Raw genomic sequence first — 14,219 nt, 5'->3', positions numbered from 1 at the left:
ATGTCTGTCGTCGACACTGTCATCGCCGAGTTGGATGCGGAGCGCGAGCGCATCTGGCTCACCCTCCCCGAGGACGTCCGGGATCTGGGCAACGGGATCATCCCGCGCCTGACCGGACCGAAGAAGCAGTACTTCACCTCGCTGCTCTACGCCGAGGGCGAGGCGCGCACCCTCGCCGACGAGATCCTCTGGGGATTCATCGAGGTCGCGCACGACCCGGAGACCGATCTGGGCACGATGAAGAAGCTCGTCAGCCAGATCGTGGACTACAAGGCGGACTTCTTCGACTTCGTGGGCCTGCCGCTGACCTGCAAGTGGATCCACCGCTACGCGGAGGGCGCTCGCGCCGCGGAGACGCTGGAGGAGTTCGCCGCGGTCACCGGGGCGGCGCTGTCGTACACGAATCGAGTGCACATGTGGATCCAGAGCGTGTTCCCGTGGGGCATTGCCAGCGCCTTCCCCCGCGCCGACGCCAAGCAGACCCTCTGACCCCCCTCCGACTCAGAAAGAGACCCCAATGATCATCGATTTCATCGTCGACGGCGAGTACGTCTGCGGCATCCGCATCTTCGAGGACATGGTGCCCAACACCGTCGCCGAGTTCCGCCGGCGTCTGCCGATCACCACCAAGCTCCAGCACGCGACCCTCGTCGGCGACCAGCTGTTCGCCGTCCTCCCCTTCGTCATCCCGATGGAGAACCTCATCATGACGGAGGACCTCGCCGAGCTGCGGCGCAAGGAGAAGGGCACCGTCGCAGGGACGGTCGTCTTCTACAGCCCCCGTCAGGTCTTCGGCGTCACCTACAGCGACGACCTCGCGATCGAACCGCTCGCGAACGGCTACATCGGCGAGGTGATCGACGGGCTCACCGCGCTCAAGCTCGTCGGCGAGGAGACCTGGCGCAAGCAGGACAAGTTCGTCGAGCTCCGCATCCGCGAAGAAGCCTGACCCCGAACCACAACCGGACCACAGAGTAAGGAAGCAGTATGAGCATCGTCACAGACGTCATCGCAGAGCTTGATGCCGAGCGAGAGAAGATCTGGCTGGAGTGCCCCCAGGAGATCAGGAACATGGGCAAGGGCATCATCCCCCGCAACACGGGAGCGCACGGCCAGTACCTCTCCACGCTGATCTTCGCCGAGGGGGAGGCGCGCACCCTCTCCGACGAGATCCTGTGGGGGATCATCGAGGTCAGCGAGACCAGGACGATGGACCTGGAGACGCTGCAGCTGCTGATCACGCAGATCGTCGGCTACAAGGCGGCCTTCTTCGACTTCGTGGGGATGCCGGAGGCGGGGGCGCACGTCGCGCGCTACGTCGAGGGCGTGAACGCCGCCGAGACGCTGGAGGAGTTCCTCGACCTCACACGCGCGGCGATCAGCTACGTCAACAAGGTCCACATGTGGGTGGACGCCGTCTTCCCCTGGGGCGTCGCCAACGGCTTCAAGCGCGTGAGCGCCTGAGCGGCACGAGAAAGAGAAGGAGAATCACGTCATGAAGCTCATCATGTCGGTCGACGACGTCAAGGTCTGCACCATCCAGGTCTTCGACGAGCTGGTGCCGGGGATCGCGGCCGCGCTCGCCGAGCAGCTGCCCCAGAAGGGCATCCTCCAGCACGGCAAGATCATCGGGGACATGGTCTTCTGGACCATGCCGATCGTCGCCCCCTGGGAGAACGTCTATCTCACCGAGGAGGTCGGGGCGATGCGTCGTAAGGAGAAGGGGTATGCGCGCGGCTCGGTGTGCTGGTACAGCCCCCGCCAGCAGTTCTGCGTCGTGTACGGGGACGACCTCGCCGAGGAGCCGCTGAAGATCAGCTACATCGGCGAGGTCATCGAGGGCGAGCTCGAGCTCGCCCTCGTCGGCCACCGGAACTGGCTCCAGCAGGGGCAGATCGTCTCGCTCGAGGTCCTGTCCGAGTGAGCCCCGATCCCGGCGCGCGCCGCCGGGAGACTCGCTGCGGCCGCCCCACGGGGCGGCCGTTCGCGTGTCCCACGACGACGTACGGTCCGCATCGCATCTTCCAGAGCGAGCAGGCCTCAGCTCTGTGATGCTGTCCCGCCGAGAGCGCGGGACAGTGCGGCGGCCGCTCGGCGCTCCTCTTCGACGACCGCCGAGCGGTCGATGCCGCTGTCCGAGGGATAGGTCACCGCGATCGCCGCGATGGGCCATCCGGCGTGATCGACGACGGGCACGGCGACCGAGGCGAATCCCTCGGTGACCTCGCCGTCCTCCTCGGCCCATCCTCGTGCGCGCACCTCCGCGAGGGCGTTGGCGAGCTCCCGGACGGATCGCGGCTGTGCCCTGCTCGTGCGCGAGGTGAACGATGCGGCGTCCGGGTACAAGGCGATCACCTGGCGACGGGGGAGCCTGCTGAGGATCGCGCGACCGCTGGCGGTGAGATGGCTGGGAAGGCGCACGCCGACATCGGTGACGAGCGAAGGGCGGCGGGGTGCGCGATGCTCGGCGAGGTACACGACCTCGTTGCCGGTGAGCACGGTGAGATGCGCGGTCTCGCCGACGCGGGCGACGAGTCGTGCCAGCAGCGGGACGCCGAGATAGACGATGGGCGTGCTGCGGGTGAAGCCGCTGCCGAGCTCTGATGCCGAATAGCCCAGACCCCAGCGTCGCTCGGCAGGGAAGTGGATCACGAAGCCGAACTCCTCCATCACGGTCAGCAGCTGATAGACGCGGGAGCGTGCCATGCCCAGCGCCTCGACGATCGTGGAAGCCGGAACGGGCCCACGTTGCCGCGAGAGATATTGAAGGATCCGCAGCACGGCGGCGGCGGCAGGGGCGGGAACGGGCATCGGGCGTCCCTTCGTGTCCACTGTGTTGCATGTCCAGGATACGGGACACTTTCTTGCTCCTGGCCCCTCCGATGCAGGGCCCGGACGGCTTTGATGAAGACATGGACACCGCAATGACCCTCCTCCCCGCGACCACGGTCGTCATCGGCACCGGCGCTCTCGCCTTCGACGAGGTCGTCGCCGTCGCCCGCCGTGATGCGCCGGTCGTCCTCGCCGACCAAGCCGTCGCTGCGATGGACGAGAGCGCGGCGGTGGTCGCCGGGCTCGCCTCCGACACCCGGCCGCACTACGGCGTCTCCACCGGATTCGGCGCACTGGCGAGCAAGTCCGTGCCTCGTGAGCTGCGCGCTCAGCTGCAGCGCTCACTCGTGCGCAGCCATGCTGCGGGGTCCGGTCCGGAGGTCGAGCGCGAGGTGGTCCGTGCGCTCATGCTGCTGCGGCTGTCGACGCTGGCCACCGGGCGCACAGGCGTGCGTTCCTCGGTGGCCGAGGCGTATGCGGCCGTGCTCAACGCCGGGATCGCGCCGATCGTCGGGGAGTACGGCAGCCTCGGCTGCTCCGGGGACCTGGCCCCGCTTGCCCATTGCGCGCTCGCCGTGATGGGCGAGGGCGAGGTGCGTGATGCGGAGGGGGTGCGGATGCCGGCCGCCGAGGCCCTCGCCGCCGCAGGTCTCACGCCGGTCGAGCTGCGTGAGAAGGAGGGGCTCTCGCTCATCAACGGCACCGACGGGATGCTCGGGATGCTCGTCCTCGCGCTCGCGGACCTGAAGGCCCTCATCACCACCGCCGACGTCGCCGCGGCCATGAGCGTCGAAGCGCTGCGGGGGACGGCTGCCGTCTTCGCCGCCGATCTTCAGGAGCTGCGACCGCACCCCGGACAGCGCACGTCCGCAGCGAACATCCGCGCCGTCCTGGCCGGGTCGGGGATGCTCGCCCAGCCCACCGGCTTCACCCGGGTGCAGGACGCCTACTCCCTGCGCTGCGCACCCCAGGTGCACGGCGGGGTACGCGATTCGATCGCGCACGCCGAGCAGGTCGCCTCGCGCGAGCTGGCTTCTGCGGTCGACAACCCGGCGGTGACCTTCGACGGACGAGTGGAGTCCAACGGGAACTTCCACGGCGCCCCGGTGGCCTACGTCCTGGACTTCCTCGCCATCGTGACCGCCGATCTCGCCTCGATGAGCGAGCGGCGCACCGACCGCTTCCTCGACGTCGCGCGCAACCACGGCCTCAACGCGTTCCTCGCCGACGACCCTGGCGTGGACTCCGGTCACATGATCGCTCAGTACACGCAGGCAGGGATCGTCAGCGAGCTGAAGAGGCTCGCCGTCCCGGCATCCGTCGACTCGATCCCCTCCAGCGCGATGCAGGAGGACCACGTCTCGATGGGATGGGCGGCCGCCCGCAAACTGCGCCGTGCGGTCGACGGGCTCTCGCGCGTGGTCGCGATCGAACTGCTCACCGCGGCGCGCGCGATGGACATGCGCGCGCCGCTGGACCCGTCGCCGGTCAGCGCCGCGGTGGTCGCTCGGCTCCGTCAGGCGGTCGCCGGACCCGGCACCGACCGTCATCTCGCGCCGGAGATCGCAGCCGCCCACGAGCTGGTCGTGGACGGATCGTTGCTCGCGGCCGCCCGAGAGGCCGCCCTTGTCGCAGGAGGAGAACTCGTATGACATCCGGACCCCGCCCCGTCCGCGCTCACCGTGGGGCAGCGCTGCACACGCTCGGCTGGCCCCAGGAGGCCGCGCTTCGCATGCTGCAGAACAACCTCGACCCCGAGGTCGCCGAGCACCCGGACGAACTCGTCGTCTACGGCGGAACGGGGAAGGCGGCGCGGGATTGGGCGAGCTTCGATGCGATCACCCGCACCCTGACCACCCTGCGAGGCGATGAGACCCTGCTCGTCCAGTCGGGGCGTCCGGTCGGGGTCATGCAGACGCACGAGTGGGCGCCGCGCGTGCTCATCGCGAACTCCAACCTCGTCGGCGACTGGGCGAACTGGGACGAGTTCCGGAGGCTCGAGCACCTGGGCCTGACGATGTACGGTCAGATGACCGCGGGGTCCTGGATCTACATCGGCACGCAGGGGATCCTCCAGGGCACCTACGAGACCTTCGCCGCCGTTGCGGCCAAGCGTTTCGGGGGGAGCCTGGCGGGGACCGTCACGCTGACCGGCGGGCTCGGCGGCATGGGCGGCGCCCAGCCGCTGGCCGTCACGATGAACGGCGGCGTCGCGATCTGCGTCGACGTCGACCCCTCGCGCATCGCCCGCCGCATCGAGCACCGTTACCTCGACATCGAGGCGCGCAATCCCGAGCACGCGCTCGAGCTGGCCTACCGTGCGCGCGATTCGCGCACGCCGCTGTCGATCGGCCTGCGCGGCAACGCGGCATCCGTGTTCCCGGCGCTGCTGGGCATGGGAGCCGAGATCGATGTCGTCACCGACCAGACCAGCGCGCACGACCCGCTCGCGTATCTCCCGGTGGAGTACTCCTTCGAAGAGCGGGACGCGACGCGCACAGCCGACCCGATCGGGTTCGCGACAGCGGCACGCCAGTCGATGGCCGCCCAGGTCGAGGCGATGGTCGGCTTCCAGAAGGGCGGTGCGGAGGTCTTCGACTATGGCAACAACATCCGTACCGAGGCGCTCAGCGCCGGCTACGCGGACGCCTTCGCCTTCCCCGGCTTCGTGCCCGCCTACATCCGTCCGCTCTTCGCCGAGGGCAGGGGCCCGTTCCGGTGGGCGGCGCTCAGCGGAGACCCCGCGGACATCGCGGTGACCGACCGGGCGATCCTCGAGCTGTTCCCCGAGAACGAGCCGCTGGCGAAGTGGATCCGGATGGCTGGCGAGCGGGTGCAGTACCAGGGACTCCCCGCGCGGATCTGCTGGCTCGGCTACGGCGAGCGCGACAGGGCGGGGCTCCGCTTCAACGAACTCGTCGCCTCCGGGGAGATCTCCGCCCCGCTCGCGATCGGCCGCGATCATCTCGACGCCGGGTCGGTGGCCTCCCCCTACCGCGAGACGGAGGCGATGAAGGACGGTTCAGACGCGATCGCCGACTGGCCGCTGCTGAACGCTCTCGTGAACACGGCGTCCGGGGCGTCGTGGGTGTCGATCCACCACGGTGGCGGTGTCGGCATCGGCCGGTCGATCCATGCGGGGCAGGTGTCTGTCGCGGACGGGACCCCGCTCGCCGCGGAGAAGCTCGCTCGCGTGCTGTCGAACGACCCGGGCATGGGCGTCATCCGCCACGTCGACGCCGGATACGACCAGGCGACTGCCGTCGCGGAGCGCCTCGGCGTCCGCGTCCCGATGACGGAGAGCTGATGGCGCGCGTCACTGGCCTCCTCGGGGAGATCGCGGATGTCGGACGCAGCGCGGCCGGCGGATACGAGCGTTTCGCGTGGTCGCCCGCCGACCTGGAGTGCCGGCAGTGGTTCCTCCAATGCGCGGACGCCCTCGATCTCGAAGCCGAGACGGATCGCAACGGCAACCTGTGGGCCTGGTGGAGCCCGCAGGCGCCCGGCCCCGCACTGGTGGTCGGGTCGCATCTGGACAGCGTGCCGAACGGGGGCGGATTCGACGGTCCGCTGGGCGTCGCCAGCGCCTTCGCCGCGGTCGAGGCGCTTCGCCGGGACGGCTTCGTGCCGTCGCGCCCCGTCGCGGTCGTCGCCTTCGCCGACGAGGAGGGGGCGCGGTTCGGCGTCGCCTGCGGAGGATCCCGCCTCATGACCGGAGCACTCGAACGCGATCGCGCCCTGGGGCTCGCCGACGCCGAGGGCACGACGCTGGCGGAGGCGATGACGTCGGCGGGTCATGATCCGGCACACGTCGGTGCGGATCCTGAGCGGGTGGGGCGCATCGGCGAGTTCATCGAGCTTCACATCGAGCAGGGGCACCTTCCCTCCCGCGGCGGACAGCTCGGACTCGCTGCGGCGGACGCTCCGATCGGCGTTGCCGACCGGATCTGGCCGCACGGGCGCTGGCGCGTCGACATCGCGGGACGGCAGGACCACGCCGGCACGACGCCGATGCGGGCTCGGCGCGATCCGATGATCGACCTGGCCAGGGTCGTTCTCGCCGTCAGGGAGGCCGCGCTCGCGGAGGGCGCGCTCGCCACCGTCGGCAAGGTGCAGGTGGATCCCGGAGCGGTCAACGCCATCGCGGGCAGTGCGTCGCTGTGGATCGACGCGCGTGCCGCGGAGGAAGGCACGGTGCGCCGGGTGCTGGCCGCCGTTCGCGGATCCACGGGTCTCATCCCGTCCGAGGAGTCGTGGACGGCGGAGACGGCTTTCCATCCGAGCCTCACGGACGAGGTCGCCGCTGCGCTCGGAGGAGTCCCGGTGCTGCCGAGCGGGGCGGGGCACGACGCCGGGGTGCTCGCGCTCGCCGGCGTCCCGACGACTATGGTCCTGGTGCGAAATCCCACCGGCGTCTCGCACTCCCCTGAAGAGCACGCGGAGGATGGCGATTGCGAGCAGGGCGTCGCCGCTCTCATCACCACGATCCGAGAGCGGGCGGATCGATGAAGGCCTTCTGGTGCGAGCAGGCCGTGATCGACGGAACGATCGTGGCCGACGTGCGCATCCGGCAGGAGGAGGGGGTGATCGTGTCCGTCCAACGCGGAGTGGAGGCCGTCGTGGGCGATGCCGTCCTGCGCGGTGTCGTGCTGCCAGGACTCGCGAACGTCCACTCCCACGCCTTCCACCGTGCCCTGCGCGGGACGACGCACGCCGATGGCGGCACCTTCTGGAACTGGCGCGAGCGGATGTACGCCGTCTCTGCCGCGCTCACGCCCGAGAACTATCGGACGCTCGCGCGCGCCGTCTTCGCCGAGATGGTCAGCGCGGGATTCACCCTGGTCGGAGAGTTCCACTACGTGCACGGTCGGCCAGACGGGTCGCCGTACGACGATGCCGACATGGAGCGGTCGTTGCTGGCGGCTGCGCGCGAGGCGGGCATCCGCATCACGCTCCTGGATGCGCTGTACCTGCGCGGAGGTCTCACGGGGCGGGGCGAGACCGTACCCCTCTCGCCGGAGCAGCGGCGCTTCAGCGACGGATCCGTCACTGCCTGGGAGGCCCGCAGGGAGCGGCTGAGCGGTTCCAGGACCGCGCTCATCGGAGCGGCGGTCCATTCCGTGCGCGCGGTGGATGCCGAGGACCTGGCGCACGTCGCGCGCTCCACGCGCGGCGTGCCGTTGCATGCGCACGTCTCCGAGCAGCCGGCGGAGAACGAGCAGGTGCACGCCGCAACCGGAAGAACGCCGACGCGGTGCCTGGCGGACGCGGGGCTCCTAGACGAGGGCTTCACCGCGGTGCATGCCACGCATCTGAGCGACGCCGACGTCGCGCTGCTCGGCGCCGCGCGTGCGGGAGCGTGCTTCTGTCCGACGACGGAGCGGGACCTCGCGGACGGCATCGGACCGGGCCGCGCATTGCACGGCGCAGGGGCGCGACTCTGTCTGGGCAGCGACCAGCATGCGGTGGTGGACCCCTTCGAGGAGATCCGCGGACTGGAGATGGATGAACGGCTCGCTTCGGGGGAACGCGGCCGATTCTCGCCGGCGGAACTGCTCGCCGCCGCCACGAGCGCGGGCTACCGCTCGCTCGGCTGGGACGGCGGGAGCATCGACGTGGGTTCCGTGTGCGACCTGGTCGCCGTCTCCCCTCGGTCGCCGCGCACGGCGGGGGTCGCGGCCGAGCAGCTGTGGCTCGCCGCGACGGGTGCTGACGTCACCGACGTCGTCGTGGACGGGAGGGCGATCGTGAAAGACGGGGTGCACCTGCTCGGGGATGTCGGACGGCTCCTCGCCGACGCGATCGAGGCGGTGCGCTCATGACGCTCCTCATCGACGGCATCGGGCTCCTGGTCACGAACGACCCCGAGGCCGGAGAGCTCACCGCGGAGCGCAGGGACGCGGCGATCGTGGTCGACCGCGGTCGTATCGCATGGATCGGAGATGCGGCGTCCGCCCCCGCAGCGGACGAACGCTTCGACGCGCAGGGCCGCTGCGTGATCCCCGGTTTCGTCGACAGCCACAGCCACCTCGTCTTCGCGGGGGATCGGTCTGAGGAGTTCGAGCACAGGATGACCGGTCGCCCCTATGCGGCGGGGGGCATCCGTCGCACCGTCTCGCAGACCCGCGAGGCCGACGACGGCTTCCTGCGGGAGCGCCTCGCCGGTCTCGTCGCGGAGATGCGGGCGCAGGGCACGACGACGCTCGAGGTCAAGAGCGGATACGGGTTGACCGTCGCCGACGAGGAGCGCTCCCTCCGCATCGCGCGAGAGGTCACCTCGGAGACCACTTTTCTCGGCGCACATGTTGTGCCTGAGGAGTATGCGGACGATCCCGCGGGCTACGTCGAGCTCGTCACGGGTGACATGCTCAGGCTGGCAGCCCCCCATGCGCGCTGGATCGATGTCTTCTGCGAGGCCGGTGCCTTCGACGAGGATCAGGCGCGGACGATCCTGCGCGCAGGCGCGGCACGAGGACTCGGGATGCGGATGCACGCCGGGCAGCTGGCGGAGTCGGGCGGTGTGCGCCTCGCCGTGGAGCTCGGCGCGGCCGCCGTCGACCACTGCACCTTCCTGTCGGATGCCGACGTCGAGGCGCTGGGCTCCGGGGACACCGTCGCGACGCTGCTTCCCGGCGTGGAGTTCTCCACGCGCCAGCCCTATCCCGATGCCCGTCGGCTCTGGGACGCGGGGGCGAGAATCGCCCTGGCGACCGACTGCAACCCCGGATCGAGCTTCACCTCCTCGATGCCGTTCTGCATCGCCGTCGCAGTGCGGGACATGGGCCTCTCGTGCGCGCAGGCGCTGTGGGCGGCGACGGCCGGGGGAGCGGCGGCCCTGCGCCGTGACGACGTGGGGGTGCTGCGCATCGGTGCGCGTGCCGATCTCGTGGTGTTGAACGCGCCGAGCTACATCCATCTGGCCTACCGGCCCGGCGTCCCCCTGATCGGCGAGGTGTTCTCCGAATCGATGGTGTGACGTCCGTTCGGCGCATCCGGCATCCGGCATCCGCATGCGGACGGGCGGAGCCGACCGCGCTGGTGCGGATGCGGAGCCGATCGGGGCGCGCGGAGCACTTCTTGACGTCCCATCCCGCGGGGCGATAGTGTGGCTGCACCCGCTCTGACAGCGTTGTCATGCCAGAATCGACCGCCATGGCTCCTGTCGACCCGACCGCGGCGCCATGACGGCCCGCCGATTCCAGGAGACGCCCATGGCCCGCTCCGGCCTCGCCCGCATCCGCCCTGCCGCCCTATGGCGGCGTGCGCTCACCCTCGTCGTCGCGGCCGCGGTCGTGACGCCGCTCGCGGCCCTCGTGCCGGCGCAGCAGGCGACCGCGGCGGGCCCAGCGGTTCGCACTGCCGCGTTCGGCGCGCCCGACGAGATCGCGGCCGACTACTACGCGGCGCTGCTGCGCCACACACGCTGGGTGAACACGGTGTGGGATCCGGCGATCGGCGCCTATCAGTTCAAGGACTTCAACTTCGCCGTCGTGCTCGGCAACGCCGTGCTGCTCACGCACGGCGAGTACGACGCCGAGGTCGCGGGCATCTCGAAGGAGCAGCTGCGGCAGCGCACCGTCGACACGATCCGCCACTATGCCGCGGAGAACCGGTTCGTCGACCCGAACGGCACCTGGGGCAAGCGGCTCTTCTGGGACTCGACGTTCCAGTCCTACTTCCTCGACGCAGGACGCCTGCTGTGGGACGAGCTCGATGACGAGACCAGGAGGAACCTCGAGACGATCGCGGTCGGACAGTCGGAGTACACCTCCGACCTGAACCACGGCGACGATCCGCTCTCCGGCTCGTGGACGGCCGACTGGCCCACGGGCAAGCACGAGGGCGACACGGCGCAGGAGGAGGCGGGCGTCTACACCCAGGCGCTCGCGCCCGGTCTGGCCTGGGCGCCGGACCACGCGGACGCCTCGCGATGGAACACGCAGCTCGGAGACTGGGCGCGCAACGCCGCGGGCCAGCCCGCCGCCGACCTCAACAACCCGGCGATCGTCGCGGGCAAGCCGGTGTCGACCAACACGATGCAGACGATCTACGACACCTATCTCGTCGAGAACCACGGCTCGTTCGGCCCGCACTACCAGTCCGACATCTGGCGCTCCGGAGGGCGCAACGCGATCCAGTTCATCCTGAACGACCAGCCGATCCCCGAGTACCTGAAGCACCAGCCGAACTCGGCGGAGCTCTGGGAGTCGATCAAGCTCGTCATGTCGGGCCAGGGCGAGCCGTTCATGCCGATGGTGAACGACCGCGAGTACCTCTACGGGCGCGACGTGATCCCGATGGCCTTCCTCGGTCAGGTGCTGCGCGATCCCGACGCCGTGCGAGCCGAGGCGAGCATGGCGGCCTCGTTGGAGGCCTACCAGGCCTACGCACCCGTCGACCGCCTCGCGAAGTTCTCGGGCGAGCCCAAGTACGAGCCCGAGGCGCGTGCCGAGATCGCCATCTCGTATCTCCTGCACGTCGAGGCCGCGGCCTCGGACGAGGGCATCGTGCAGCCGACGCCGGAGGACGAGTTCTTCGAGCGGCTCTCCGGCGTGCGCGACTTCGGTGCGGGCCCCGGTCTGTCGGTGCAGCAGTCCGCGAACGCCTGGGCCGCGGCATCCAGCAAGAAGGGATTCCTGAAGTTCCCGTGGGTCCCGCAGCACGACTCCTGGCTGTTCGCCCTGTCGGGGGCGACGCCGTACCTCTATCCCAACTCTGCGGCGACCGTGGACGACCGTCGCACGTCGACATACACCGGGCCGCGCGACGGCTTCGAGGGCACGGCATCCGTCTTCCGCATCGGGGAGGAGTACGCCGGCCAGGTCACGCTGCCCACGGGGGCGGCGCTGTACGCCTCGACCGGCGCCGGCTGGCAGGATGGGACCGTCTCGGTCCGCAACCTCGACCTCGGCGGCTACAACGGCCTCGACGGGTCTCGCACCTACTACACGGCCGAGGGATCGGCGACGGACACGCTCCCCGTCGTGACGCCGCCGGATCCGGTCGACGCGAACGCCGCGCGCATCGATGACATCGCGTTCGCCCCGGTCCCGGCGCGCTTCGTGCGCATCCAGGGGCAGCAGGGCAACGCCCGCTACGGATACTCGCTGTACTCGCTGCACGCCTACGGGGCGGATGCCGAGGCGACCACCGACCTCGCGGCAGGCCGCACCGCGACCGCCTCGAGCGAGGATCCGACCAAGCCCGCGTCGACCGTCACCGACGCCAGCCCCACGACCCGCTGGGCCGTCTCCGTCGCCGAGCGCACGCGGGCAGACTCCTGGATCCAGGTCGACCTGGGATCGGAGAGGACGGTCGGCTCTGTGCGGCTCGCCTGGGAGGCCAGCGCCGGCGAGCGCTACCTGGTGCAGACGTCGTCCGACGGCGAGACGTGGACCACGCAGAGTGCGTACACCGGCTCCGCCGACGCGAACGTCGCGCGCCTCGACACCGTCGACCTCACGCCGCAGGATGCCGGCGCGCCGGCCCCCGTCGAGGCGCGGTTCGTGCGGATGCAGGGCGTGCAGGGCGATCCCGCCTACGGCTACTCCCTCTACACGATGCGAGCGCTGACCCCGGCGGGCGTCGATGCGGCGGCCGGCAGGCCGGCGACGGCGTCGAGCGCCGACGCCGGGCGTGCGCCGTCGAGCGTGACCGACAGCGATCCGGCCTCGCGCTGGGCCGTCTCCAAGACCGACCGCACACGGTCCGACTCGTGGATCCAGGTCGACCTCGGCGCTCCGACGGAGATCGCACAGGTGCAGCTGGGATGGGAATCCGCAGCGGGGCGGGAGTACCGCATCCAGGTCTCCGCCGATGGTGAGACGTGGCATGACGCCGCGAGCTTCCGCTACACGGGCGATCAGGTGACGTCGACCGACGGCTCGTGGGTCAACGTCGAGGGTGTGGCGGGGTACGTGGTGCGCGACGCCCAGGCCCCGATCACGGTGTCGGCCGAGAAGGCCGGTGTCAACACGTTGCGGCTCGGCGGGGGCGACCGTCCTTTCCTCGTCGAGATGGTGCCCGGCGATGCGGCCGCGACTGCCGCGCAGGAGGCGGCGGCGCAGCCCTCGGCCGACGGCCTGCTCGTGAGCTCGCTCGACGGATACCTCACCGCCTTCAACCTCAGCGGCGCAGACGTCACGACCGCAGTCACGATCCCCTACGCCGGTGACGCCGTGTCGCTGTTCGAGGGCGAGCAGGAGCTCGGGGCGGATGCCTCGGTCCTCACCGTGACGGTGCCGGCGGGACAGGCGACGGTCCTCGCGCCGCGGGCTTCGATCCCGACCGAGGTCGCGAAGACGGCGGACGCCGTCGTCACCGTGGTCGACGGGCGGACCGTGCGCATCGCCGCCGCGGGGATGGCTGCTCGCGCTGGAGCATCCGCTCAGGCGCTCGCCGCGACGCTGGAGGTGACCAACGCCGAGACGGGGGAGACCCGTGCGCTGCCCATCGGTGCGCCCAAGGTGGCGGCCGCCGCGAGCTTCCCCGGTGCGACGCCGTTCCCGGTGCCGGACCTGGCGCTGAGCACGCTGACGTTCCCGGCATCCGTGCTGCCGGAGGGCATGAGCTCGCCGCAGGGCGCCATCGACGGAGACGCCCGCACGGCGTGGATCCCTGGGCCGGATGGCCGCATGGTGACGGATCTCGGCGCCGCCTCCGAGATCGGCACGGTCACGACGCTGTGGAGCGGCGAGGGCGCACCGGCCGCGACGGTCTCGGTCAGCGACGACGGCATCGCGTTCCGCGACGTCGGAACGATCGATGCGGGCACGATCCAGGGCGCGGTCGTCGTCGACGCGAGCGCGCGCTACGTGGCGCTGACGACGAGGTGGTCCGAGGGCGACCCCGGTCTGAGCGCGCTGCGCGTGCTGGCTCCGGGCGCCGTCGACGACACGGCCCCCGGTGCGATCGAGGGCGATCTCTCGGCGCTCGTCAGCGGGCGGGCGGCGACCGGCACGCTGCAGGCGACAGGATCCCCCGCGCCGGCATACGCCGTGACCGAGGGTGCGCTGCCCGACGGCGTCACGCTGGACCCCGACACCGGCGTGTTCGGCGGCGCTCCGACGGCGGTGGGTCGCTACGCCTTCACGGTCTCGGCCTCCAACGGCATCGGGGACGCGTCGACCCGCGCGTTCTCCGGGGAGGTCGCCGCGGTGCCCACGGATCCGGGCGAGGATCCGGACTCGGGTTCGGACGGCGGCTCCGGGGGATCGGACGACGCTGATGGTTCCGGCGGCGATTCCGGATCGGACGACGGTCTTGCGAACACGGGCGTCGTGCTCGGCTGGTCGCTCGCCGTGGGCGTTCTCCTCCTCGCGGCCGGCGCTCTGCTGGTCGTGCGGCGGCGGCGCTCGGCGTTCGGCATGCAGGACTGATCCGTGTCC

General features: G+C 70.7%; 11 protein-coding genes. 10 read left to right on the top strand and 1 reads right to left on the bottom strand.

The genetic code is table 11. The annotated features are described in order from the left end of the window. From ACYVGQ_RS03025 to ACYVGQ_RS03010, 4 genes are read left to right on the top strand one after another with little or no spacing between them, the layout of a single operon-like run. A complete protein-coding gene (locus ACYVGQ_RS03025; RefSeq protein ID WP_460783040.1) occupies positions 1–489 on the top strand; it encodes a cucumopine synthase-related protein in 489 nt (162 codons plus the stop codon). A gap of 28 nt (positions 490–517) precedes the next feature. Further along, positions 518–949 (top strand): hypothetical protein, encoded by a 432-nt coding sequence (locus ACYVGQ_RS03020; protein ID WP_460783039.1) that lies wholly within the window; start codon positions 518–520, stop codon positions 947–949. A gap of 38 nt (positions 950–987) precedes the next feature. Further along, positions 988–1,464, top strand: a complete 477-nt coding sequence (locus ACYVGQ_RS03015; RefSeq protein WP_460783038.1) for a cucumopine synthase-related protein — start codon at positions 988–990, stop codon at positions 1,462–1,464. A 31-nt stretch (positions 1,465–1,495) separates the two neighbouring features. Continuing rightward, positions 1,496–1,924, top strand: coding sequence for a hypothetical protein (locus ACYVGQ_RS03010; protein WP_460783037.1), 429 nt, complete (start codon positions 1,496–1,498; stop codon positions 1,922–1,924). A 116-nt stretch (positions 1,925–2,040) separates the two neighbouring features. Here ACYVGQ_RS03010 and ACYVGQ_RS03005 read toward each other — a convergent pair whose 3' ends face one another. After that, complete coding sequence (locus tag ACYVGQ_RS03005; RefSeq protein WP_460783036.1) at positions 2,041–2,811, bottom strand: IclR family transcriptional regulator; 771 nt, start codon at positions 2,809–2,811, stop codon at positions 2,041–2,043. A 101-nt stretch (positions 2,812–2,912) separates the two neighbouring features. On the opposite strand from ACYVGQ_RS03005, the gene hutH reads away from it, so the two are divergent. The 6 genes from hutH to ACYVGQ_RS02975 all read left to right on the top strand — a co-directional run bounded on the left by hutH (position 2,913) and on the right by ACYVGQ_RS02975 (position 14,210). After that, positions 2,913–4,484 carry a histidine ammonia-lyase gene (gene hutH / locus ACYVGQ_RS03000; protein WP_460783035.1) on the top strand — a complete coding sequence of 524 codons (1,572 nt, stop codon included), beginning with the start codon at positions 2,913–2,915 and terminating at the stop codon, positions 4,482–4,484. Then, on the top strand, positions 4,481–6,139 hold the full coding sequence (gene hutU, locus ACYVGQ_RS02995; RefSeq protein WP_460783034.1) for a urocanate hydratase: 1,659 nt from the start codon (positions 4,481–4,483) through the stop codon (positions 6,137–6,139). Before hutH ends, hutU begins: the two co-directional genes overlap by 4 nt. Beyond that, a complete protein-coding gene (locus tag ACYVGQ_RS02990) occupies positions 6,139–7,341 on the top strand; it encodes an allantoate amidohydrolase (RefSeq protein ID WP_460783033.1) in 1,203 nt (400 codons plus the stop codon). The genes hutU and ACYVGQ_RS02990 overlap by 1 nt, the downstream gene beginning before the upstream one ends. Next, complete coding sequence (locus ACYVGQ_RS02985; RefSeq protein WP_460783031.1) at positions 7,338–8,654, top strand: formimidoylglutamate deiminase; 1,317 nt, start codon at positions 7,338–7,340, stop codon at positions 8,652–8,654. The genes ACYVGQ_RS02990 and ACYVGQ_RS02985 overlap by 4 nt, the downstream gene beginning before the upstream one ends. After that, on the top strand, positions 8,651–9,808 hold the full coding sequence (gene hutI, locus ACYVGQ_RS02980; RefSeq protein WP_460783030.1) for an imidazolonepropionase: 1,158 nt from the start codon (positions 8,651–8,653) through the stop codon (positions 9,806–9,808). Before ACYVGQ_RS02985 ends, hutI begins: the two co-directional genes overlap by 4 nt. A 235-nt stretch (positions 9,809–10,043) precedes the next feature. Next, positions 10,044–14,210, top strand: coding sequence for a discoidin domain-containing protein (locus ACYVGQ_RS02975; RefSeq protein ID WP_460783029.1), 4,167 nt, complete (start codon positions 10,044–10,046; stop codon positions 14,208–14,210). The last annotated feature ends 9 nt before the right edge of the window (positions 14,211–14,219 follow it).

Source organism: Microbacterium tumbae, from assembly GCF_054780175.1.
Note: the sequence above shows the minus strand (reverse complement) of the source record. Positions and strands in the feature narration are given on the sequence as shown.